At 72.9% G+C, this 23,377-nt stretch carries 20 protein-coding genes and 1 pseudogene; 10 read left to right on the top strand and 11 right to left on the bottom strand.

The features are described from left to right. The first annotated feature begins 41 nt into the window (after positions 1-41). A complete protein-coding gene (locus tag AAC944_RS06055) occupies positions 42-1,520 on the top strand; it encodes a sensor histidine kinase (protein WP_438272783.1) in 1,479 nt (492 codons plus the stop codon). Continuing rightward, a complete protein-coding gene (locus AAC944_RS06050) occupies positions 1,517-2,197 on the top strand; it encodes a response regulator (protein WP_030624219.1) in 681 nt (226 codons plus the stop codon). Before AAC944_RS06055 ends, AAC944_RS06050 begins: the two co-directional genes overlap by 4 nt. Before the next feature lie 45 nt (positions 2,198-2,242). Here the strand turns inward: AAC944_RS06050 and AAC944_RS06045 are convergent. The 4 genes and pseudogenes from AAC944_RS06045 to AAC944_RS06030 all read right to left on the bottom strand — a co-directional run. Continuing rightward, positions 2,243-2,875, bottom strand: a pseudogene (locus tag AAC944_RS06045) (phosphatase PAP2 family protein); the annotation flags it as partial. A 129-nt stretch (positions 2,876-3,004) separates the two neighbouring features. After that, positions 3,005-4,090 carry an S-(hydroxymethyl)mycothiol dehydrogenase gene (locus AAC944_RS06040; protein ID WP_030624225.1) on the bottom strand — a complete coding sequence of 362 codons (1,086 nt, stop codon included), beginning with the start codon at positions 4,088-4,090 and terminating at the stop codon, positions 3,005-3,007. A gap of 147 nt (positions 4,091-4,237) precedes the next feature. Beyond that, entirely contained in the window at positions 4,238-5,056 is an 819-nt protein-coding gene (locus AAC944_RS06035) for an IclR family transcriptional regulator (RefSeq protein ID WP_030624228.1), read from the bottom strand. A gap of 241 nt (positions 5,057-5,297) precedes the next feature. After that, positions 5,298-5,654, bottom strand: a complete 357-nt coding sequence (locus tag AAC944_RS06030; protein ID WP_030624231.1) for a hypothetical protein — start codon at positions 5,652-5,654, stop codon at positions 5,298-5,300. Between the two features lie 372 nt (positions 5,655-6,026). On the opposite strand from AAC944_RS06030, the gene AAC944_RS06025 reads away from it, so the two are divergent. From AAC944_RS06025 to AAC944_RS06015, 3 genes are read left to right on the top strand one after another with little or no spacing between them, the layout of a single operon-like run. Continuing rightward, on the top strand, positions 6,027-8,660 hold the full coding sequence (locus AAC944_RS06025; protein ID WP_030624234.1) for a sensor histidine kinase: 2,634 nt from the start codon (positions 6,027-6,029) through the stop codon (positions 8,658-8,660). Next, positions 8,657-9,091: a roadblock/LC7 domain-containing protein gene (locus AAC944_RS06020; RefSeq protein ID WP_030624237.1), complete on the top strand. Its 435-nt coding sequence runs from the start codon at positions 8,657-8,659 to the stop codon at positions 9,089-9,091. Before AAC944_RS06025 ends, AAC944_RS06020 begins: the two co-directional genes overlap by 4 nt. 19 nt (positions 9,092-9,110) lie before the next feature. Beyond that, positions 9,111-9,521, top strand: coding sequence for a DUF742 domain-containing protein (locus AAC944_RS06015; protein ID WP_030624240.1), 411 nt, complete (start codon positions 9,111-9,113; stop codon positions 9,519-9,521). A 55-nt stretch (positions 9,522-9,576) separates the two neighbouring features. On the opposite strand, the gene AAC944_RS06010 is transcribed toward AAC944_RS06015, so the two are convergent. Together AAC944_RS06010 and AAC944_RS06005 are read right to left on the bottom strand one after the other, a co-directional pair. After that, complete coding sequence (locus tag AAC944_RS06010; protein WP_030624243.1) at positions 9,577-10,350, bottom strand: sulfite exporter TauE/SafE family protein; 774 nt, start codon at positions 10,348-10,350, stop codon at positions 9,577-9,579. Beyond that, entirely contained in the window at positions 10,347-11,141 is a 795-nt protein-coding gene (locus AAC944_RS06005; RefSeq protein ID WP_051872408.1) for a GntR family transcriptional regulator, read from the bottom strand. The genes AAC944_RS06010 and AAC944_RS06005 overlap by 4 nt, the downstream gene beginning before the upstream one ends. Before the next feature lie 366 nt (positions 11,142-11,507). On the opposite strand from AAC944_RS06005, the gene AAC944_RS06000 reads away from it, so the two are divergent. After that, positions 11,508-12,116, top strand: coding sequence for a GTP-binding protein (locus AAC944_RS06000; RefSeq protein ID WP_030624248.1), 609 nt, complete (start codon positions 11,508-11,510; stop codon positions 12,114-12,116). Positions 12,117-12,342: 226 nt separating this feature from the next. On the opposite strand, the gene glpK is transcribed toward AAC944_RS06000, so the two are convergent. From glpK to AAC944_RS05985, 3 genes are all read right to left on the bottom strand, one after another. Continuing rightward, positions 12,343-13,959: a glycerol kinase GlpK gene (glpK, locus tag AAC944_RS05995; RefSeq protein WP_368396927.1), complete on the bottom strand. Its 1,617-nt coding sequence runs from the start codon at positions 13,957-13,959 to the stop codon at positions 12,343-12,345. 152 nt (positions 13,960-14,111) lie between these two features. Then, the gene (locus AAC944_RS05990) at positions 14,112-14,879 is read right to left on the bottom strand and encodes an MIP/aquaporin family protein (protein ID WP_030624253.1); all 768 of its coding nucleotides are present in this window, start codon (positions 14,877-14,879) and stop codon (positions 14,112-14,114) included. 451 nt (positions 14,880-15,330) lie between these two features. Beyond that, positions 15,331-17,181, bottom strand: a complete 1,851-nt coding sequence (locus AAC944_RS05985; protein ID WP_078888975.1) for an EAL domain-containing protein — start codon at positions 17,179-17,181, stop codon at positions 15,331-15,333. Between the two features lie 320 nt (positions 17,182-17,501). Between AAC944_RS05985 and AAC944_RS05980 the strand changes: the two genes are divergently transcribed. The 4 genes from AAC944_RS05980 to AAC944_RS05965 all read left to right on the top strand — a co-directional run bounded on the left by AAC944_RS05980 (position 17,502) and on the right by AAC944_RS05965 (position 22,002). Further along, positions 17,502-18,614, top strand: coding sequence for an ABC transporter ATP-binding protein (locus tag AAC944_RS05980; RefSeq protein WP_030624258.1), 1,113 nt, complete (start codon positions 17,502-17,504; stop codon positions 18,612-18,614). A 218-nt stretch (positions 18,615-18,832) separates the two neighbouring features. Beyond that, positions 18,833-20,041 (top strand): ABC transporter substrate-binding protein, encoded by a 1,209-nt coding sequence (locus AAC944_RS05975; RefSeq protein ID WP_030624261.1) that lies wholly within the window; start codon positions 18,833-18,835, stop codon positions 20,039-20,041. Next, positions 20,008-20,997, top strand: coding sequence for an ABC transporter permease (locus tag AAC944_RS05970; protein WP_078888976.1), 990 nt, complete (start codon positions 20,008-20,010; stop codon positions 20,995-20,997). Before AAC944_RS05975 ends, AAC944_RS05970 begins: the two co-directional genes overlap by 34 nt. A gap of 192 nt (positions 20,998-21,189) precedes the next feature. Next, entirely contained in the window at positions 21,190-22,002 is an 813-nt protein-coding gene (locus AAC944_RS05965) for an ABC transporter permease (protein WP_030624266.1), read from the top strand. Positions 22,003-22,007: 5 nt separating this feature from the next. Here AAC944_RS05965 and AAC944_RS05960 read toward each other — a convergent pair whose 3' ends face one another. Together AAC944_RS05960 and AAC944_RS05955 are read right to left on the bottom strand one after the other, a co-directional pair. Then, positions 22,008-22,358, bottom strand: coding sequence for an Mpo1-like protein (locus tag AAC944_RS05960; RefSeq protein WP_030624268.1), 351 nt, complete (start codon positions 22,356-22,358; stop codon positions 22,008-22,010). A 115-nt stretch (positions 22,359-22,473) separates the two neighbouring features. Next, the gene (locus AAC944_RS05955; protein ID WP_030624270.1) at positions 22,474-23,343 is read right to left on the bottom strand and encodes a M15 family metallopeptidase; all 870 of its coding nucleotides are present in this window, start codon (positions 23,341-23,343) and stop codon (positions 22,474-22,476) included. Positions 23,344-23,377: the final 34 nt, after the last annotated feature.

Here is a 23,377-nt window from a genome sequence, read left to right as displayed (position 1 = left end):
GGCAGTGCCGGACGACCGCCGCCCTTCATAGGGTGGCGGTCGTGGAGCGACCGATCACTGAGGCGGGGACCGTGCCGACGGAAGAGACGGGTACGGGCGGCGTCCGCCGGTTACCGGGCCCGGGAGGCCTGCTGCTGGCGGGCGCCGCGGTCTCGGCCGGGCTGAGCCTCGTGTTGCCGTGGTGCGCCCTGCCGACCGCGGTCTGCGCGTTCCTGGCGGGACGGCGGCGCGGCCGCACCCGCGCGGTGGTGATGGCCCTCATCGCCGCGCTGGCGGCCGGGGTGCTGGCCGTCTCCGTGGTTCCCGAGTGGATGACCTGGGGGAGCAGGTTCGTGGCGGTGCTGGCCGGCGCCGTCATGCTGCCCTGGTTCGTGGGGCGGTTCCGGCGTCAGTACCGCGATCTGGTCCGTGCCGGGTGGGAACGGGCCGAGCGGCTGGAGCGCGAGCAGCGGCTGATCGCCGAGCAGGCCCGGCTGCGCGAACGGGCCCGTATCGCCCAGGACATGCACGATGTCCTCGGCCACGACCTCAGCCTGATCGCCCTGTCCGCCGGGGCGTTGAAGCTCGCGCCCGGCCTGTCGGACACGCACCGGGCGACCGCCCAGGACATCAGGGCCAGGGCGGCGGCCGCGGTGGAACGGCTCGGCGAGGTCATCGGCGTACTGCGGCAGGACACGGAGGAGGCACCGGCACGGCCCGCCGACGCGGGCATCGCCGATCTGGTCGACGAGGCGTCCGCCGCGGGACTCGCGGTCGAGCTGCGCATCGAGGGCGCGCCGGACGGTCTCCCTCCAGTGGTGGAGCGGGCCGTCCACCGCGTCGTACAGGAAGCGCTGACCAACGTCGCCAAGCACGCACCGGATTCGACGGCGGCCGTCCGCCTCCGGTATGCGGCCGGGGAGACGGAGGTACGGGTGGAGAACGGGCCGCTGCCGGCTGCCGCACGGGGCCGGCGCGGCGAAGGCTACGGCCTCACGGGGCTGGACGAGCGCGTCACGCTGGCCGGCGGCTCGTTCACGTACGGCCCTACGGAGGAAGGGTTCGCCGTCCTCGCGCGCTTCCCGCACACCGCTCCGGCCCGGCCGTCGCGGACCGGTACCGCGGTGGCGTCCCGCCTGCCGGACGGGGCCCTGCCCGGCGCGCACGGGCGCGCGCACCGCCGTTCCGCGCGCCGGGCGCTGGCCGCCGCGTTGATGATTCCGCTGGTCACCGGGGCGCTGCTCAGCGGCTCGCTGCGGGTGTGGGAGGTGGTCTCGGCCGGCGGAACGGTGCTGCCCGCCGAGGACTTCGCCCGGCTGCGGGCCGGGCAGGACCGTGCCGAGGTGGCGCGTCGGCTGCCCGACCGCCAGACGGTGCACCGGCCGAAGGCCGCCGAACCGAAAGGCCGGGGAACGGCGTGCGAGTATTACGCAATGACCGCCGATCCCTTCGACGACCGGTCGGGAGACGTCTACCGACTGTGCTTCCGGGCGCACCGGCTCATCTCCGCCGACGCCTTCACCGGGGCGGACGTCCGGTGATCCGCACGCTGATCGCCGACGACGAGCCGATGATCCGCGCGGGGGTCCGGGCCGTACTGGCAAGCGACCCGGACATCTCCGTCGTCGCCGAGGCCGCCGACGGACGCCAGGCGGTGGACCTGGTGCAGCGCCACCGCCCCGAGGTGGCCGTGCTCGACATCCGTATGCCGGGGCTGGGCGGCATCGAGGCGGCGGCGGAGATCCGCCGGACGGTACCGGCGACCGGCGTCGTCATGCTGACGACCTTCGGCGAGGACGACTACATCCTCCGGGCGCTGAGCGGTGGCGCCGCGGGCTTCCTCATCAAGTCCGGCGAGCCGGAGGAACTGATCGCGGGAATCCGCGCGGTGGCCGACGGCGCCGCCTATCTGTCACCTCAGGTCGCGGCGCGGGTCGTGGCGCACCTCGCGGCCGGTGGCGCGGGGGCCGCGGCCGGGCGCCGGGCCGCCGCCCGCGAGCGGACCGACGCGCTCACCGCCCGGGAACGGGAGGTGCTGGCGTTCCTCGGCAGCGGACTGTCCAACGGGCAGATCGCCCGCAGGCTGCACCTCGCGGAGGGCACCGTCAAGGCTCATGTCAGCTCGGTCCTGGGCCGCCTGGGCGTCGACAACCGCGCCGCTGCGGCCGTCGTGGCCCACGAGGCGGGGATCGCCCTGCCGCCCGCGGCCGCACAGTAGCGAGGCCGCCCGCACCGCCGGAGCCAGGAGCAGCAGTGTCGCCACGGCCGCGACGGTGGCGCCGAGCAGCGCGCCGGCGAGGACGTCGTGCGGGTAGTGCACGCCCACGGCCACCCGGAGCAGCGCAGCCAGCCCGGCCAGCGGCAGCGTCACCGCCGCGAGCCGGGGCCGCAGCACCGCGAGTCCCACCGCCAGGCCGGCGGCCAGGGTGGCGTGGTTGCTGGGGAAGGACCAGTCACCGGCTTCGGGGCAGGGCGCGAGCGCCAGGGCTCCCCGTACGGCGCGGCACGGCCGTTCCTCGTCCACCACCAGCTTCAGCGCTTCACTGGCCGCGTAGGCGGCCACGGTGGCGGCGCCGGTCAGGGCGGTGCCGGCGAGGCCGCGGGCGTCCTTGCGGCGGAGGGCGGACCAGAACAGCCACACGAGCAGCAGCCCGAGCACGACCAGCGTTCCCTCGGTGGCCGCTTCCAGGGCGGGGCCCGCCCAGGAGGGTGCTTCCGCCACGAGGTCCGTCAGCGAGTGGTAGGTCTCCGCCGAGGTGCCTCCGGTGACCTGTACGGGGTCGGGCTGGCCCAGGCCGCCGGGTGAGAGCGCGGTCACGGCTGCCGCGCCGGCTCCGGTCAGTACCGAGGCGTGCAGCAAACGGCGCCGGAAGGGGGCGTGAAGAACGGTTTCCATGGCCGCCGACCGTAGGCAGCGGGACGGCCGGCGGCCCGGGCCGAACGGCCCGGATGCGGTACGACGTTCGTCAGGGTTGACAGGGGGCGCGCCACCCGGGAAGCCCGGAGGGCCACCGGGACCGGCGGTTCACAGCACCGCCACCGACCGCAGCACGTCCCCCCGTTGCAGCCGTCCGAAGGCGCTCTCCAGGTCGTCCAGGGCGACCGTCTCCGAGACGAAGGCCTCCAGGTCGAGCTTGCCGCGCAGGTGGAGGTCGATTAGGACGGGGAAGTCGCGGCTGGGCAGGCAGTCGCCGTACCAGGAGGTCTTCAGGGCGCCGCCGCGGGAGAACAGGTCGTGCAGCGGCAGTTCGACGTGCAGGTCCGCCGCGGGGGCGCCGACCTGGACCAGCACTCCGGCCAGGTCGCGCATCGCGAGGGCCTGCCGGAAGGTCTCCGGGCTGCCGACCGCGTCGATGGTCACGTCCGTGCCGTGCCCGCCGGTGAGCGTGCGGACCGCCGCGACCGGGTCGGTCCAGCGGGAGTTGACGGTGTCGGTGGCGCCGAAGCGCTCGGCGGCGTCCAGCTTGCGGGCGTTGACGTCCACCGCGATCACCCGGCGGGCACCGGCCAGCGCGGCCCCGGCGATCGCCGCGTTGCCCACTCCGCCGCAGCCGATGACGGCCACGGTGTCGCCGTTGGCCACCCGCCCGGTGTGCACCGCCGCGCCGTACCCGGCCATCACCCCGCAGCCGACCAGCCCGGCGGCCTCGGGCCGGGCCGAGGGATCGACCTTGACCGCCTGGCCCGCGGCGACCAGCGTCTTCTCGGCGAACGCGCCGATGCCGAGCGCGGGCGTCAGCGGCGTACCGTCCAGCAGGGTCGTCCGGCCGCGCGCGGTACGGGAGTCGAAGCAGTACCAGGGGCGGCCGCGGCGGCACGAGCGGCAGGAGCCGCAGGGGGCGCGCCAGGCGAGGACGACGTAGTCGCCCGGCGCGAGGTCGCCGCAGCCGGGGCCGGCCGCCTCGACGATGCCGGCCGCTTCGTGGCCCAGCAGGTAGGGGAAGGCGTCACCGGCGGCGCCGTCCCGGTGGTGCACGTCGGTCGGGCAGACGCCGCACGCCTGCACCTGTACGAGCACTTCTCCGGGGCCGGGGTCGGGCACCAGGACCGGCAGGACCTCGACCGGCGCCCCCTTTTTCACGGCGATGACGGCGCGGGCTTCGTGCGGCATGTCTTCACTCCTCGACAGCGCCCTTGGCGGCGGAGGTCGGTGCCGGACCTTTGTTGCCTATGATGCGGTCTGTTGCATCATATGAGACATGCTGGGATCAGGTCGGCGATCCGTCAAGGGGGTTTTCGCCCTGCGGCGCAAGGGAGTTCAGACCGCGTAGCCCATGGCGCGGGAGAGGTCGGCCGCCGCCTTCGCGGCCCGTTCGGCGAGCTCGGGCAGCAGCTCCCGCTCCATGCGGTACGCGGGCCCGGACACGCCGATCGCGCCGATCACCGCGCCGTCGTGCGCCCGGACCGGCGCGGCGACCGCGTTCAGGCCGATCTCCAGCTCCTCCGCGGTGCAGGCGAAACCGCGCTCCAGCGCCTCGGCCAGCTGTGCGCGCAGGGCCGCGGTGGTGAGGGTGTGCTCGGTGAAGCGGGGCAGCGAGCGGGTCAGCAGGCCGTCACGGCGCTCCCGCGGCAGGTGGGCGAGGAGCACCTTGCCGCTCGCGGTGGCGTGCAGCGGCGTGCGCCGGCCCAGCCAGTTGTACGCGGTGACCGCGGCACCGCCGCGCGCCTGCATGATGTTGACCGCCGCGTCGCCGTCCAGTACCGCGACGTTGGCGGTCTCGCCGGTGTCCTCGGCCAGCGCCCGGCACACCGGGCCGCCTTCCTGGGAGATGTCCAGCCGGATCGCGGCGGCGCCCGCCAGCCGCAGCACGCCGGCGCCCAGGTAGTACTTCCCGCGCTCGCCCTCCTGCTCGACCAGTCCGCGGTTCTCCAGCACGCCGAGGATCCGGAAGGCGGTCGACTTGTGCACGCCCAGTTCCTCGGCCAGCTCGGTCACTTTGGCCTCGCCCAGCCGGGCCAGGATCTCCAGCACGCTCACCGCCCGGTCGACGGACTGGACGGAGCCGGTCCCGCCGCGTGTGCTGTCGCCGGTTTCCTCGGTCCCGTTCGTGGCGCTGGTGTCGGTCGTCTTCGGCATCGGTCTGTGCGTCACCGCCCGGTGGCCCGGTGGGGCCAGTCGTCGGGAGCCCGTCGTGACCCGCTCCCGGATCTCGGTCTGTTGCGCGTTTCCCCGTTGCGTATCGCGCGATGAGATGCGCAATGGGGAACGTCATCATACCGATCGGCGTGAAGGGGGCCAGATGATACCCGCATCCAAATGTTTTCTTGACGTTCGCGGGACGGTCTCCTGCAAGAGCGTCCGGGCTCGCCGGACGGCGTCACGCGGCCGCCGAACGGCGCTCCTGCCGGCGTGCACGCCGCCGTTCCCGCCGCAGCGCCCTGGCCGTGCTGCTCGGGCGCGACTCCACGCCGTTGCGCTGGATCCACACCTGCCGGGTCACCCAGACGTCCAGCACGCCCCACGTCGCCACGATCGTCGAGGCGACCGTACTGAGCACCGCGGGAAAGGCGAGCCAGGAACCGGCGAGCGTACTGAGGAACGCCACCATCGCCTGGACCAGCGTCACCGCCACTATGATCACCGCCCGTACGGCGGCGGTGCGTACCGGATCGGGCATCCTGGGGCGGGTGGAAGGCTCCTCCTGCCACAGCGTGTCGCCTCTGCCGATGTCCATGACAGCGTCACTCTCCCCGTGTTTCCCCGCCTGTCCGGCTGTTCGGTGGCTGCCCGGGTTTCCCCCGGTACATGCCGTCGCGCACCCGTGCTCCCGATCTTAGGCTGACCCGCCGCGCGGCCCTCGGTGTCGGTGGCGGCGGGGCCGTTCCGGTCAACCGGCAAGGCGCGAAAGGGAGTACGGGCAAGGTGGCGGAGGACACATGGGCGGGCGGGTTGTCCCGGAATCACCGGACAAGGTCGGCTATCCGGCCCTGACCTGCGGCCCGGTCCGCTGGACAGCTCTTCGAGTTGATCCCCCGACAGTAGTAGGCTCGCGCCGTTTGTTGACGGAACACCATCCCCGCGCGCCGGGGTTGACGTAGGGGAGGCCATGCGCTTTCGCGGGAAGTCCATCCGCCGGAAGATCGTGGCGTTGCTGCTCGTACCTCTGGTGTCCCTGACGGCCATGTGGGCCTTCGCCACCTACGTCACCGGCAGCGAGGCCCGCCAGCTGCTGAAGGTCGCGGTCATCGTCGACAAGGTCGGCTACCCGACGGAGGACGCCGTCCAGGCCCTCCAGAAGGAACGCCGCGCCACCCTGGTCTACCTCGCGGACCCGCGCATCGCCGGCTCCCTGACCGACCTGCGCCGCCGGACCCGCGCCACCGACCGTGCCGTCGCGCAGCTGCGTACCAACGCCGAGTCCTCCGACGTACGGGAGGACCTCCTCGGCGGCGCCGGCCCGAAGCTGCGTACCGCCGTCGACGGCTTCGCGGGCCTGGACGAGCTGCGCGACCAGGTGGAGAACAACACCCTCACCCGCCGCGAGGCGTTCGAGCAGTACAACGCGCTGGTCGACCCCTGCTACGGCTTCCTGGGCAGCCTGCACTTCCTGCCCGACGCGGACATCTCCAAGGAGGGCGGCGCGCTGGTCGACGCCACCCGCGCGCGCGAGGCCGTCTCCCGTGAGGACGCGGTGCTCAGCGCCGCTCTGGTGTCCGGCTCGATGACCCAGCGCGAACTGCGGGACTTCGCCGACCGGGTGGCCGAGCGCAAGCTGCTGTACGACAACAGTCTCCCCTCCCTGCCCGCGGGCGAGCGGGCCGTCTACGAGGACTACTGGAACAGCGCCAAGCCGCGTGAACTGGAGGCCTTCGAGGACAAGGTGATCGCGGCCGGTCCGGCCCGTGCCCCCGCCGCGGTCAACGCCGAGCGCTGGCACAGCGTCGCGGGGCAGGTCCTCGGCGACCTGGACCGGATCGACAAGGAGGCCGGCGAGCGCTTCGCCGACCGCGTCCAGCCCGCCGCGATGACCGTTCTCGCCAAGGCGGCCTTCGCCGGTGTCCTCGGGTTCGTCGCACTGCTCGCCTCGGTCGTCGTCTCCTTCCGGCTGGGCCGCCGGCACGTGAAGGACCTCAGCCGGCTCCGCAAGGACGCGCACGAGGTCTCCGGCGTACGGCTGCCCAGCGTCATGCGCCGCCTCGCCGCCGGCGAGCACGTCGACGTGGAGAAGGAAGCGCCCCGGCTGGAGTTCACCCAGGACGAGATGGGCCAGGTCGCCCAGGCGCTCAACACCCTGCAGCGGGCCGCGATCGAAGCCGCCGTCAAACAGGCCGACATGCGCCGCGGCGTCTCGGAGGTCTTCGTCAACCTCGCCCGCCGCAGCCAGGTTCTGCTGCACCGTCAGCTCACCCTGCTCGACGCCATGGAGCGGCGTACGGAGGACACCGACGAGCTGGCCGATCTCTTCCGCCTGGACCACCTCACCACCCGTATGCGGCGGCACGCCGAAGGCCTGGTCATCCTGTCCGGCGCCGCGCCGTCCCGGCAGTGGCGCAAGCCCATCCAGCTGATGGACGTCGTACGGGCCGCCGTCTCCGAGGTCGAGGACTACGAGCGCATCGAGGTGCGCCGGCTGCCGCGGCTCGCGGTGGACGGCCCGGCCGTCTCCGACCTCACCCACCTCACCGCCGAACTCCTGGAGAACGCCACGGTCTTCTCGCCGCCGCACACCGCCGTGCAGGTGGTCGGCGAGCGGGTCGCCAACGGCTTCACCCTGGAGATCCACGACCGGGGCCTGGGCATGGCGCCCGACGCGCTCCTGGACGCCAACCTGCGGCTCGCCGAGACCCCCGAGTTCGAGCTGTCCGACACCGACCGGCTCGGCCTCTTCGTGGTCAGCCGGCTCGCCCAGCGGCAGGGCGTCCGCGTCTCGCTGCAGCCCTCCCCGTACGGCGGCACCACCGCGGTCGTCTTCATCCCCGGCACCCTGCTGACCGAGAGCAACGACGGGCGTGGGGAGGGCCGGGGCGAGAACACCGGCTCGGTGAAGCGGCCGGCCGCGGCCGGCGCCGCGCGCCGCGACCTGTCCGCGCTCGCGCAGGTACCCGTGCCGCTCCCGGAGCGCGACACCTCGGGTACGCCGGTGACGCGGCAGGCCGCCGACGAGGACGAGAGCGTCTTCCGCGGCCCCCGAAGACAGCGCCGCACCGAGGAGAGCCGCCCCGCGCTGCCTACGGGCCCGGTGCCCGCCGAGTGCGAGCAGCACCAGCCGGCCCGCGACCGGGCCCCGGGCGACGGCCCCGCGCCACTGCCGCGCCGCCGCCGCTCCCCGGCCCTGGTCAGCGACCACGGGCGCCCGGTGGCGGACGCGGATCGCTCCGCCGAGGACGCCCGCGGCGAGCAGCGGCCCACCGAGGCCGCGCGCCCTGAGGCCGCGCCCGCTGAGGCCGCGCGCCCTGAGGCCACGCCCGCTCCCTCCGAGGAGGCACAGCCCGCGACAACGGTGCGCGGCCTGCCCCGGCGGGTACGGCAGGCCAGCCTCGCCCCCCAGCTCAAGACGTCGCCCGACCGGCAGGCCGGGGCGGCGTCCGAGGCCGCGGACCCCGCGGCCGACCGCGACGCCGAGGCCGTACGGGCCCGCATGGCCTCGCTCCAGCGCGGCTGGCAGCGTGGCCGGCGGGAGTCCGGCGACGACGGCAGCGCCACAGCACCGAGAAAGAACATGGGAGGGGACGGTCGATGACCGCACCGAAGGCAACAGCAGCCGGGACCGCAGCGAAGGGCTCGGGCGAACTGGGCTGGCTGCTCGACGAGCTGGTCGGCCGGGTGGGCTCCGTCCGCAAGGCGCTCATCCTCTCCAGCGACGGCCTGGCCACGGGCTTCTCGGCCGACCTGTCCCGGGAGGACGCCGAGCATCTGGCCGCGGTCGCCTCCGGCTTCCACAGCCTGGCCAAGGGCGTGGGCCGGCACTTCGAGGCGGGCCAGGTGCGGCAGACCATGGTCGAGCTGGACGAGGCGTTCCTGTTCGTGAGCGCCGCGGGCGACGGCAGCTGTCTGGCCGTGCTCGCCGATGCCGACTCGGACGTGGGCCTGATCGCGTACGAGATGACGCTGCTGGTCAAGAGGGTGGGTACGCACCTGGGTACGGCTCCCAGGTCCGACCGGCCCAGTTGAGGATGACGACGGTGACCGCATGAACCGAAAAGATCAGGCCGGGCCCGGGGCGGGCCCGGCCCGGTGGTTCGACGACGAGGCGGGCCCGGTCGTACGTCCGTACGCCATGACGCGTGGCCGCACGGCCAGCGGGGCCGTCGCCAGACTCGACCTGATCGCGCAAGTGATCGCGGAGAGCCGTGCCGACGAGCCGGTCACCGACCAGTCCCTGTCGCCCGAACACCTCGACATCGTCGACCTCACCCGGGAGTCGCCGCTCTCGGTGGCCGAACTGGCCGCCGAACTGGACCTGCCGATCGGCGTGGTGCGGGTCCTGATCGGCGACCTGCTCGACGCCGAGCTGGTCCGGGTCAGCCGGCCCGTCCCGCCCGCCGAGCTCCCGGACGAGGGCATCCTGCGCGAGGTCATCAACGGCCTGCGCGCGCTGTGAGCGCCTGGGCCGGGCCCGGACGCTCCGGGGGCCCGGCCCGCCCGCGTACGCCCGCTCAGCCGCCGTACAGGGCCAGATACGGGGCCAGTACGAACAGGGCCACCACCAGGCCGGCCTTGAGCGTGCGCGCGGGCAGCACGCGGGCGACGCGCCAGCCGATCAGCACGCCCGCGAGCTCGGGCACGCCGACGAGGGCGGCCAGCGGCCAGTCCACCGCGCCGTGCGCGACGTAGCCGAACGTGCCGACGGTGGCGATCACCACCGACTGGGCCTGCGCGACCGCGAGCGCCGCCAGTACCGGCATCCGCAGCGCGACCAGCAGCGGCACGGTGAGCATCGGTCCGCCCACCCCGAAGACGCCGCTCACCACCGCCACCCCGAAGCCGAGCAGCAGGGTCACCCAGGCCGAGGGGAACGCCGCCCCTGTAGGCGCGGCGCGGCGCTCGCGGTACCGGACCAGTACCCCGACCAGCGCCACGAAGGCGCCCAGCAGCAGCCCGAAGACGCGCCCGGAGACGAGGGTGTTGGCCAGCACGCCGAGCGGGGTGCCGAGCACGGACGCGCCCGCCAGGAGCCACGCGGTACGCCGCGTACCGGGCTCCCGCAGCTCGCCGGAGCGTACGTACGCGGCCGTGCCCAGCAGGCCGGTGGCCACATGCGTGACGAGGGCGGTACCGGCGACCTGGGCGGGGGAGAGGTCCGTGAGCACGAACAGCCCCACCGTCGCGAGCACGCCGCCGGGCCCTACCGCCGTGATGCCCACCCCGGCCGCCAGCCCGAAGAGCGCCAGCAGCACCACGGTCGTCGTGTCGGGACCCACGCCGGTCATCGCGTGTCCTCGGAGGCCGGGCCCCGGTGCAGCGTGGCATGGAGAGCCAGCCGGTCCGCCCTGATGTGCAGCGACTCGGCGTCCACGGGGCGGCCGTCGGCGAGGTGCGTGAGCCGCTCGATGGCGAAGACCGCGGCGCCCGCCGCCACGCCGAGCAACGCGGCGGTGTCGGGATCGGCGCTGACCGCGTGCACCGACACCTCGGCCCGGCCCAGCCGCTGTCCGGAGGTCTCCTCGATGAGCGCGAACAGGTCGCGGTGCGCCAGGTCGCAGGCGAGCAGCGGCGTCCCGATGTCGGCCGTGAGGTAGGTGGTGTCCAGGGACAGCGGAAGGCCGCCCAGCCGGCGCAGCCGCTCCACGTACACCGCGCCTTCCCCGGGCGCCAGGCCGAGCCGCTCCGCGACGGCCGCCGGCGGAGCGGGTACCGGGCAGGCGGCGCGTACCTCGTTGGTGACCGCCCCGTGGCCGGTCAGCGTCTCCGCCAGACCGGCCAGCCGGTCCAGTCCGTGGCCGTACTTGGGCATGACGACGGTGGTGCCCACGCCCTGTTTGCGGGTGATCAGCCCTTCGTTGCGCAGCAGCGCAAGCGCCTCACGGACGGCGTTGCGGGACGCTCCGAGGTGCGCGCCCAACTCGCGTTCGCCCGGTAGCACCCCGCCGTCGTACGCGCCGCTGGTGATCTGCCGGCGGAGTACGTCGGCCAGTTGCCGGGCGCGCTCGGCCCGGGGCCGGGAGGACACCCAGGGTCCGTCGTTCCCGCCCTCCGCACCCGGTGGTGCCGTCTCCCGCATGGCTGACTCCCTTCCGTGGCGCCGCGTCGCGCCCACCGGTCCTCCGGAGCGGTCGACAGTACTGCGAGTGCATTACGCCAGAGTTACGCCACCCCGATTGACCTGCGCAAACGCCTGACCAGCGGATATGTGCGGGGAGAGTGGGGGATCCGCCGGGCCGGCCCGTCCGAGTGCCGCGATCCGTACGCTCAGTGATCATGAGCACATCACATAGGGGCGGTGCCGGGCCGCGGGCTTGTCGTCGGTACAGTCGGTGCGGAACGATCCACTCCCGCACAGGAGTTGTCGTGCTCCATCAGATGTCATCAGCCACGGTGCGCCGGCCCGTCGCTGACGTGGCACCACCGAAAACGGAGGAAGCGGTCAATGGTCTTCGGGCGCGCTGAGCGACGCCGCAACAAAGCCGTCGAGCCGGTCACGCTCAAGATCCTGGTCGCGGGCGGCTTCGGCGTCGGCAAGACGACCCTGGTCGGCTCGGTGAGCGAGATCAAGCCGCTGCGCACGGAGGAGCAGCTGACCGAGGCGAGCCTGCCCTTCGACGACACCGCCGGCGTGGAGGGCAAGCACACCACCACCGTCGCCATGGACTTCGGCAGGATCACCCTCCGCGAGGACCTGGTCCTCTACCTCTTCGGCACGCCCGGCCAGGACCGCTTCTGGTTCCTGTGGGACGAGCTGGCCACCGGCGCGCTGGGCGCCGTCGTGCTCGCCGACACCCGCCGCCTGGAGGACTCCTTCGCGGCGATCGACTACTTCGAGCGGCGCGGCATCCCCTTCACCGTCGCGGTCAACTGCTTCGAGGGCGCCGATCGCTATCCCGCCGAGACCGTCCGCGAGGCGCTGGACCTGGACCCGGAGGTCAGCGTGGTGGACTGCGACGCCCGGGAGAAGGACTCGGCGCGCGACGTCCTCATCGAGGTCGTACGGCATGCCCTGCGCATGAGTGAGGAGCAGCGCGAGCCGGCGCTGTCCTGAACCTCCGGCCCGCCGCCCCGCCCTGCGCCCGCCGCCCCGCGCAGGGGCCCGCCGCCCCGCGCAGGGCCCCGAAGCCTCCGGCGGCGCCGTGCGGCCCGTACCCCGCCGTCCGGAGTACGGGCCGCAACGGGCCCTGCGGACGGCCCCGCAGACGCCGTGCCGCGGCCCCGCGGGACGTCCTGTCCGTTCCGGTCGCTGTTCCGGTCGCCGCTCTACTCGCGCCCCTCTATACGCCGCTCTGGTCGCCGTTCTCGTCCAGCCAGCCGAAGCTGCGCTCCACCGCCTTGCGCCAGTTCGTGTACTCCCGCTCCCGGACCTCGCCCGGCATCCGCGGTGACCACTCCGCGTCCTGCTTCCAGTGCGCCTTCAGCTCGTCCAGGTCCTGCCACACCCCGGTGGCCAGGCCCGCCGCGTACGCCGCGCCCAGACACGTCGTCTCCGCGACCACCGGCCGGATCACCGGCACCCCCAGCACATCCGCCTGATGCTGCATCAGCAGGTTGTTGGCGGTCATCCCGCCGTCCACCTTCAGCGTCGTGATCTGCACCCCGGAGTCCTGGTACATCGCGTCCACGACCTCGCGCGTCTGCCAGCTGGTCGCCTCCAGCACGGCACGCGCCAGGTGCGCCTTGGTGACGTAGCGGGTCAGACCGGTGACCACACCGCGCGCGTCCGAGCGCCAGTACGGCGCGTACAGCCCGGAGAACGCCGGGACGATGTACGCGCCGCCGTTGTCCTCGACGCTCGCCGCCAGCGTCTCGATCTCCCCGGCGGAGCTGATGATGCCCAGCTGGTCGCGGAACCACTGCACCAGCGCGCCGGTGATCGCGATCGAGCCCTCCAGGCAGTACACCGGGGCCTCGCCGCCGAGCTGGTACCCCATCGTGGTCAGCAGCCCGCTCTTGGACGGCACGGGCCGGTTACCGGTGTTGAGCAGCAGGAACGACCCCGTGCCGTAGGTGTTCTTGGCCTCGCCGACGCCGTAGCAGGTCTGCCCGAACACCGCGGCCTGCTGATCACCCAGCGCCGACGCCACGGGCACGCCCGCCAGCTGGCCGACGGCCGTCCCGTACACCTCCGCCGAGGACTTGATCTCCGGCAGTACCGCCTCGGGTACGCGCATCGCCGAGAGGATCGCCGGGTCCCACTGCAGCGTCGACAGGTTCATCAGCATCGTCCGGCCGGCGTTGGTCACGTCCGTGACGTGCACCCCGCCGTCCGTACCGCCGGTGAGGTTCCAGATCAGCCAGGAGTCGATGGTGCCGAACGCGATCTCGCCCGCCTCCGCGCGCGCCCGCAGCCCGGGTACGTTGTCCAGCAGCCAGGCCGCCTTCGGCCCGGAGAAGTAGCTGGCCAGCGGCAGGCCCGTGGCGTCACGGAACCGGTCCTGGCCGTCCTCGCCGCCCAGCTCGTTGCAGAGCCCCGCGGTCCTGGTGTCCTGCCAGACGATCGCGTTGTGCACCGGCTTGCCGGTCCGCCGGTCCCACAGCACCGTGGTCTCCCGCTGGTTGGTGATGCCCAGCGCGCTGAGCTGGTCGGCGCGCAGCCCCGCGTTGGCGAGCGCGCCCGCCACCACGGCCTGCACCTTGGACCAGATCTCGGTCGCGTCGTGCTCCACCCAGCCCGGCTTGGGGAAGATCTGCCGGTGTTCGCGCTGGTCGACGGCGACGATCGCGCCGTCCTGGTCGAAGATGATGCAGCGGCTGGAGGTGGTGCCCTGGTCGATCGCGGCGACGTACTTCTGTGTGCTTGGGCGTGAGCTTGAGCTGGAGCTCGTGCCCGTAGCCGTGCTGGTGCCGGTGGCCGTGCTGGTGCCGGTGCTCTTCTGCGTGCTGTCCGTCATGGCGTCTCCTCGGTCGGATGACCGCGTCTCAGTCGGATGACCGCATCTCAGTCACATGACCGCATCTGAGTCACATGACCGCGTCGGCGAGCGGTGGGTGCCCGCAGCCAGGCTGCGGGCGGAACGGCGCGGTCGGAAGGCCGCGCGCGCCTTCAGAAGGCCGCGTTGTAGACGAGCGCGGAGAGCACCGCTCCGATCAGCGGCCCGGCGACCGGCACCCAGGCGTAACCCCAGTCGGACGTCCCCTTGTTCGGGATGGGCAGCAGCGCGTGCGCGATACGGGGACCGAGGTCGCGGGCCGGGTTGATGGCGTACCCCGTGGGGCCACCGAGGGACAGACCGATGCCGACCACCAGCAGGGCGACGAGCAGCACGTTGATGCCCGACCCGTAGACCCCGCCGCCCTCACCCGGGATCGGGCCGATGCCGATACCCCTGTTCTCGCCGAAGAACAGGATCGGCAGCACGAGACCGACGGTCGCGATGATCTCGGTGACCAGGTTCGCCACGGGCTTGCGGATCTCCGGCCCGGTGGCGAAGATCCCCAGCGTCGGCTGGGCCTTGTCCGCTTGCCTGTTGGCGGCGAACTGCGCGTGGTACACGCCCCAGGTCAGCGCCGCACCGATGAGCGCACCGATGAGCTGCGCCGCCATGTAGAGCGGCACCTTGGACCACGGGGTGCCGCCCGCGACGGCCGAGCCGAGGGTGACGGCGGGGTTGAGGTGGCCGCCGGACAGCGGCGCCGAGGTGTAGGCCCCGGCGAGCACGCCGAAGCCCCAGCCGAACGCGATGGCCACCCAGCCGGCCGACTTCGCCTTGGAGTGATGCAGGGTGACGGCGGCGCAGACGCCCGCGCCGAAGAGAATCAGGATCGCGGTGCCGATGACTTCACCGACGAATATGTCCCCACTGGAATACATCTGCGGCTCCTTGGTCCCTTGCCCGGGGACGGACCCCGGTCCTCCGTGCAGGGTGCGTACCTCTCCCATGGCCCGGCCACATGAATTCCGGACGCGCCACGGTGTGCGTACGGGGCGGAGCCGACGGCCGTGCTTCCCGCGTCCCCCGGCCTCCGCGACGAGCGCGTCAGCACGGCAGGGCACCGATGGGGCACAGGACAGCGCGCGGCAGCACCGCGCGGTCGGGGGATCCTGCGTACGGCACGCCGACTGACACCGGAAGTGTTCACCGGCCGTGTAGGAGCGTCAAGGACATGGACAGCAACGACCGGCGCCACCGGTATCACCCGGCATGCCGCGCGTAACGAGAGGCGCAGAGGGCACGGGGGGCACGGGCTTCGCCGGAACCGGGGGTCGTCGCCGGAACCGGGCTTCGCCGGCACGGGCCCCGGCGTGCCCATGGGGAAGGCCCTCAGTGCGTGGTCCGGACCTCGCGCCCGTGCCGGCTCGACATCTCCTCGGGCGGTACCCCGGTGGCCGCCTCGGGCGGTACCCCGGTGGCCGCCTCGGGCGGTACCCCGGTGGCTGCCTCGGGCAGCTCTCCGGTGGCCGCCCCGGGCGGCGGCGGTACGTTCGCGGGCCCGGCCGCGGGCGCGGCCACCCGCCCCCGGCGTACCTCGTGCTGCGCCGTACCGTGCCGGCTGAGCACCCAACTGGCCCCGGCGAGCCCCTTCGCCGCCTTCTTCAGCGGTGCCAGCGCGGCCGCCGCCTCCGCGTGCCCGGTGACCGCGCCGGCCGGGCACACCACCGTCGCCAGGGACAGCGTCACCGTCCGCCCGCCCGCCGACCACGGCACGTCCAGCACCGCGGCGGCGACCGCGTCCAGCCCGTCGGGGTCGGTCAGCACCAGGAAGTCGTCGCCCCCGATGTGCCCCACCCGGCAGGCCGCGTCCCCGCTCGCCGCACGGGCCAGCGCCGCGCCCACCGTACGGATCAGCTCGTCCCCCGCCGCGAACCCGGCCCCGTCGTTGACCTGCTTGAACCCGTCCACGTCCAGCCAGCTCACGGCGAAGGCCCGGCCCTGCGCGATCCGCCGGTCCACCTCCCCGTTGACCGCGTCGGAACCCGGCAGCCGGGTCAGCGGATTGAGCCGCGCCGCCTCCTCCACCCGGCTCTCCGCGAGCGCCCGCAGGATGTCCGCCAGGTGCACCACCCCGACGCACCGCCCCCGCTCGTCGACGACCGCCACGTCGTCCCCCGTGCGGTCCCGGTCGCCGTCCGCGATGACGTCCAGCACCTCCCACGCCGTCGCGTCGGCGCCGACCGTACGGGGCCGGTCGCCGAGCCGCAGCGCCGGCCGGTCCGCGTACAGCGCGTGCCCGTACCGCCCGGACAGCGACAGCAGGAACCGGTCCCGGTCCACCGCCCGTACGGGAACGCCGTCCGCGTCCACCAGCAGCACCCCGGAGACGTCCGGCAGTCCCGTGAGCCGGCTGCGCACCTCCTCAGCGGAGGCCGTCACCGGGAGCAGCGCGGCCGGCTGCACGAACTGCGCGACCGGCGGCCCGGCCGGCGTCCCGCTCGGCGCCGGCGCGGGCGCCACCTGCGCGGACGGTGCCTGCGCGGACGGTGCCTGCGAGGGTACGAAGACCTCAGCCGTGGGCCGCCGCGCCGGCGGCCCGAACAGATGCCCCTGACCGAGCTGCGCGCCGGCCCGCCGCACCGCCGCGAAACTCCGCTCGGTCTCCACGCCCTCCACCGCCAGCAGCCCGCCCAGCTCGTCGCAGAGCTGCCGCACCGTCCGTACCACCGCGGCGCGCCCCGGCCGGGCGTCCAGGTCCGTGCAGAGCGAGGCGTCCAGCTTGATCACGTCCGGTGCCAGGTCACCCAGCAGCCGCAGCGGCACGTCCCCGTCGCCCACCCCGTCCGCGCAGATCCGGAACCCGTCGGCGCGCAGCCCCGCCACCGCCTCCAGCAGCCCGCGGGCCGGTACGTGCGTGTACGGCCCCGTCAGGTCCAAAGTGATCTCGCACGGCCGCCGGCCCGTCGCGCGTACCGCCGTACGCAGCGCGGTCAGTTCCGGCAGCTCGGCCGCGGTGGCGGCGAAGAGGTTCACGTGGAGCGGCAGCAGCGTCTCGCGGTGTGAGGCGTGCCGGACCGCCAGCGCGGCCAGCTCGACGTCGAGGGCGGGGGAGCGGTGCGCCTGGGCGAGCACGTCCCCGCGCTCGGGGCGGGCGAGTATCTCCAGCGCGGCGACGGCACCGGTCGTGAGGTTGACGACGGGCTGGTACGCGAATCGGAGCTGGTCCGTCCAGGCAGGCACGCGGACAGCATGCCTCCCGCCCGCCACATACGCAGCAGGGTTCACGCGCTGTTCACGCACCCTTCCGCCGCGTAAGGAGAATGCAGCCGAGCCGGTGCCCGCCCTCTGCGGCCGTCTGCGCGATCGCTCCGCGCCACCGCCCCGCGCGGTCGCTCGTGCGACCGTCCGCGCGTCCGCCCTCGCGTCGCGTCCGGGCCGGCCCCCGCCCCCGTCGCCGTACCTCCGCCGCCTGGTCCCCTGGTCGGCGCTCGTGACGCGGAGCGGGCCGTCCCGGTACAGTCACCCGGCGCGATCAAGCCGTCCCACTCGGGGGAGACCGCATGGCCGACGACAACGCGACGCCCGCAGCGGCGGTCCGCCTGACCGCCCTCACCAAGGACTTCGGTACCGTACGCGCCGTCGACCACACGGAACTCGCCATCCGCGAAGGCGAGTTCTTCTCCCTCCTCGGCCCGTCCGGATCGGGCAAGTCCACCCTCCTCCGCCTCATCGCCGGCTTCGAACACCCCACCTCTGGCCGCGTCGAACTCGCCGGCCGCGACGTCACCGACCTGCCGCCGCACCGCCGCGACGTGCACACCGTCTTCCAGGACTACGCCCTCTTCCCGCACATGACGGTCGAGCAGAACGTCGGTTACGCGCTCCTCGTCGCCGGCGTCCGCAAGGACGAACGCCGCGCCCGTGCCCGGGAAGCGCTCGCGGCCGTACGGCTCGACGGCTTCGGCGACCGGCGCCCCGGCCGGCTCTCCGGCGGTCAGCGGCAGCGCGTCGCCCTCGCCCGCGCCCTCGTCGACCGCCCCGAACTGCTGCTCCTGGACGAGCCGCTCGGTGCCCTGGACCTCAAGCTCCGCCAGCAGATGCAGACCGAGCTCAAGCAGATCCAGCGCACCACCGGCATCACGTTCCTGCTGGTCACCCACGACCAGGAGGAGGCGCTGACGATGAGCGACCGGGTCGCGGTCCTGGACGGCGGCCGCATCGAACAGATCGGCCCGCCGCTGGAGGTCTACGACCACCCGGCCACCGCCTTCGTCGCCGGCTTCGTCGGCGTGACGAACCTGCTGCGGGGCGCGGCGGCGCAACGCGTGACGGGCCGCCCGGGCACGTACAGCATCCGCCCGGAACGCATCCGCCTCACCCCGCTCGAAGCCGCCCCGGGCGAGGCGGGCACCCGTGACGCCGTCTCGAACGACGTCGAAGCGGGGTACGCGGGCTCCCGTGACGCCGACCCGGGGGAGCGGTCGGTCACCGGCCGGATCACCGACATCGCGCACGCCGGCCCGCACACCCGGTTCAGCGTGCGGCTCGACGAGGGCGGCGACCGCCTGACCGTGCTCCGCCTGAACACCCCCGGCCACCCACTCCCGGCCCGCCCCGACTCCCCGGTCCGCCTCGCCTGGAACCAGGACGACGCCTACCCCGTACCGAGCTGACCCCTCCCCGCGCCCAACCGTCTCCCTTCCCCGCGGCGGCGATGAGTCATGCCCCAACGGGCCCGCCAACTCGGCTCATTTCCCCCCTACTTGACCCGATCGTTTCCCGACGCGCTCTGGTGGAGTGCGCCCTTGATCCGGATACTGGCGACGCTCAGCGCCCGTGTCCGACGACTGACGACTGACGACTGACGCCGTGTGCGACGGGAGAGAACCGGATGCGCAACACGAACGTGTGGAAGGCCGCGGCAGCGGCCACGGTCCTGCTGCTGGCCGCCGGGTGCGGCTCCGGCGGTGGTGGCGGAGGCGGCGGCGACGCCCAGGGCAGCGGCTTTCGCGCACCCGACGTCCCCATGAAGAAGACGCTCGGCAAGGGCGAGGGCCAGGTCAACATCATCGCCTGGGCGGGCTACGCCGAGGACGGCTCCAACGACCCGAAGGCCGACTGGGTCCACCCCTTCGAGAAGCAGACCGGCTGCAAGGTCAACACCAAGATCGCCGGGACCTCCGACGAGATGGTCTCGCTGATGAAGACCGGCCAGTACGACACGGTCTCCGCCTCCGGCGACGCCACCCTGCGCCTGATCGCCTCCGGCGACGCCGCGCCCGTCAACACGAAGCTGGTACCGAACTACAAGGACATCTTCGCCGGCCTGAAGAAGCAGCCGTTCAACTCCGTCGACGGACGGATGTACGGCATCCCGCACGGTCGCGGCGCCAACCTCCTGATGTACCGCACCGACAAGGTCAAGCCCGCGCCCGACTCCTGGCGAGCCGTCTTCGAGGACGCCCCGAAGCACACCGGCAAGGTCACCGCCTACGACTCACCCATCTACATCGCCGACGCCGCGCTGTACCTGATGAAGACGGAACCGCAACTCGGCATCAAGAACCCCTACGCGCTGGACCAGAAGCAGCTGGACGCCGCCGTCGCGCTCCTCAAGAAGCAGCACGCCCACATCGGCGAGTACTGGAGCGACTACCAGAAGGAAGTCACCGCGTTCAAGGGCGGCGACAGCGTCGTCGGCACCACCTGGCAGGTCATCGCCAACCTCGCCGAGGCCGAGAAGGCCCCGGTCAAGGCCGTACTGCCCAAGGAGGGGGCCACCGGCTGGTCGGACACCTGGATGGTCGCCGCCAAGGCCGAACACCCCAACTGCGCGTACAAGTGGCTCGACTGGATCGTCTCGCCCAAGGTGAACGCCCAGGTCGCCGAGTACTTCGGCGAGGCCCCCGCCAACGCGAAGGCCTGCGAGGAGACCTCCGACGCCCAGCACTGCGCCACCTACCACGCCGACGACGAGAGCTACTACAAGCGCGTCCACTTCTGGACCACGCCCGTGAAGCAGTGCCTGGACGGCCGGACGACCGTGGAGTGCACCGACTACGCCCAATGGACCCGAGCCTGGACGGAGATCAAGGGCTGACAGGGCGGCAGCCGGTGACCTCCCCGAAAGAAAGCACCCCCAAGGCAGCCTCCCGGCCCGCTCGGCCCGCTCGGCCCGGTCGGCCTGGTCGGTTCGGTCGGCCCGGTCGGCCCGGCCGGCCCGCTCGGGCCGGAGCGCGGCTGAGGCTGGCGGCGCTGCTCACGCCGCCCCTGCTGTGGCTGGGCCTCGCCTACCTCGGCTCGCTCGCCGTGCTGTTGCTTTCCGCCTTCTGGACCACCGACAGCTTCACCTCCGATGTCGTTCACCTCTGGAACACCGACAACTTCCGTACGGTCCTGACCGACCCGGTCTACCGCACGATCACCCTGCGCACTCTCGGCGTCGCCGTCGCCGTCACTCTCATCGACGCCCTCCTCGCCTTCCCCATGGCCTTCTTCATGGCGCGGGTCGCATCAGGGCGGTGGCGGCGCGCCCTGCTCGTGGCCGTGCTGACGCCCCTGTGGGCCGGCTACCTCGTCAAGGCGTACGCCTGGCGCGTCATGCTCGGCGAACACGGCCTGGTCAACGCGGTCCTCGCACCGCTCGGCCTGAGCGGCCCCGGCTACGGCCTGCCCGCCGTCGTCCTCGTACTCGCCTACCTCTGGCTTCCGTACATGATCCTCCCCGTCTTCGCGGCCCTGGAGCGGCTGCCCACCCACCACCTGGAGGCATCCGCCGACCTCGGTGCCGGCGCCTGGCGCACGCTGCGCCTCGTCGTCCTGCCCGCCGTACGTCCCGCCCTGTTCGCCGGCTCCGTCTTCACCTTCTCCCTCAGCCTCGGCGATTACCTCACCGTCCAGATCGTCGGCGGCCGCACTCAACTGCTGGGCAACGTCATCGCCTCACAGGTCACCCTCGACCTCCCGCTGGCAGCCGCGCTCTCCGCCGTACCGGTCGTCCTGATCGTCTGTTACCTGGCGGCCGTACGCCGCGCGGGAGCGCTGGACTCACTGTGACCCCCCGTATCCGACATCGCTTCCCTGCCCTGCTCTCCGTCCTGTTTTCCTTACTCACCGTGACAACGGACCGCCGTCCGCCCCAGTTCCCGCACTCACCACCGAATCCGCACCGCTTCTCACACCGGCCCCGGCACCGGTACCCACCGCCGGGCCCCGCACCGGTTCCCGCGCCCGCGAGGAGGACGTGACGTGCACCTGACCCGCACCGCCCGCACCGTGCTCGGTGTCCTCATGGCCGCAGGGCTGGCGGTCGTCCACGTCCCCCTGCTCCTGGTCGTCCTCAACTCCTTCAACGCCGACCGCTCTTTCGCCTGGCCGCCCAGCGGACTGACCGGCGAATGGTGGGTGCGAGCCGTACACAGCCAAGGCGTGCGGGACGCCCTGTGGACCTCGCTGAAGGCCGGCCTCGCCGCCACCGCCATCGCCCTCGTCCTGGGCGTACTGGCTGCCTTCGCCGTCCACCGGCACCGTTTCTTCGGCCGGCAGACGGTCTCTTTCCTGGTCGTGCTGCCGATCGCCCTGCCGGGCATCGTCACGGGCATCGCCCTCAACGCGGCGTTCCGCACGGTCCTGGACCCGCTCGGCATCGGCTTCGGGCTGTTCACCGTGATCGTCGGGCATACGACGTTCTGCGTCGTCATCGTCTTCAACAACGTCGCCGCCCGGCTGCGCCGTATCGCGCCCTCGCTCGCCGAGGCCTCCGCCGACCTGGGCGCCCGCCCCGCCCAGACCTTCCGGCATGTCACGCTGCCCGCGCTGCGATCGGCCCTCTTCGCGGGCGCCCTGCTGGCCTTCGCGCTCTCCTTCGACGAGATCGTGGTCACCACGTTCACCGCGGGCCCGGGAACGGAGACGCTGCCCATCTGGATCTACGAGAACCTGGCCCGCCCGAACCAGGCCCCGGTCATCAACGTCGTTGCCGCCCTGCTCATCGCCCTGTCGGTGATCCCGGTGTACGTGGCTCAGCGGCTCTCGTCGGACTCGGCGGGCGGCCGGCTGTGACCGGCTTACCCGGCGTTCTCCGCGAGCCACTTGCGGGCGATCTCATCCAGCTCGGCGTCCCGCCCCGCCAGCATCATGCGGATCATCTGCGCGTCACCACGCAGCGACCAGGCCGGATGCCCGAAGGTGGCCGGGTTGTTGCCCTCGATGAGGAAGTGCGCGGGCCAGGCCGTCCCGTATCCGATCAGCGGCAGCCCGAGCAGCAGCTTCCGGCGCCGCCGTATCAGCCCGTACGCCGAGACCGCGAGCCCGGTGAGGGTGCCCGTCAGGTGCACCCACCGGGTCGCGGCCTTGGAGTGCATCGCGACGTAGTACGGCCAGAAGTCCTCGTACGTGGTGAATTCCCGTGTCGTCATGGGCGCACGGTAGCGCCGGTGCGCGGCGGCTGTCAGTGCCTGCCGTGCGTGAGCGGGAAGGGCGCGTCCGCCGCTGCCAGTGCCATGTGTGCGCAGGGAACGGCGTCCACCGCTGTCAGTGCCGCCCGGCGAGCGACTTCCGTGAGGCGGGGAAGTCGAAGTAGGTGTCGGGGAACGTCTCCGGCTGGAAGGTGTAGTGCCACCACTCGTTCTCGTAGTTCACGAAGCCGGCCTTCGCCAGCCCCTCCTTGAGCAGCAGCCGGTTCTTCCGCTGCTCCCCCTGGATGCGCGGATCGAGGGTGTGCGCCAGGGTGTCGAAGCAGTCGAAGCCGGTGCCCATGTCGAGCGAGTTGTCGGGGAACCGCTGGTCCTTGGGGCCGTAGCAGGGGCGCAGCGGCTCGCCGGGCACGTACGGGCGGGTGGGCAGGGCGGGCAGCTTCGCGAGTGTCAGGTCCACCGTGCTGCCGCGGCTGTGCCCGGACTTCTCCGCGATGTACCCGTCCTCGAAGAGTGTCGACTTGTCGACCTGGGGATAGAACTCGCCCTTCATGCGCTGGTCGTCCAGGTCCTTGGCCCACTCCACGAAGTGGTTCACCGCCCGCTGCGGCCGGTAGCAGTCGTAGACCTTCAGCGTGTAGCCCTTCTTGAGGAAGGACCGCTGCGCCCGGTGCAGCGCCTTCGCCGCGTCCCGGGTGAGCAGGCACATCGGCTTCTCGTAACCGGTGACCGGCACGCCCATGAAGTTGTGCGGCGTGTAGTACCGGATCTCCTGCCGGATCGTCGGGTCCACGTCCCGCAGCGCCACGAACTCCTCGGGCGCCTTCGGGTCCTTGGCACCCCTGGCCGGTGCGGCCGGTGCGGCCGGTCCCGTGGACGGCGTTCCGTGCGGCTGCTGGGCCTCGGCCCCCGAGGGCAGCGCGGCGACGGAGACCAGGGTGGCGGCGGTGACGGCGAGGCCGCGCAGCGCGGCAGCAAGTCTTGGCATGCCCCTCGTCTACCAGGCCCGCCCCGGCCGGGGA

The sequence above is a fragment of the Streptomyces sclerotialus genome, assembly GCF_040907265.1.
GTDB lineage: Bacteria > Actinomycetota > Actinomycetes > Streptomycetales > Streptomycetaceae > Streptomyces > Streptomyces sclerotialus.
The sequence above is the reverse complement of the archived record's forward strand: the minus strand, read 5'-3'. Positions and strand labels throughout refer to the sequence as shown.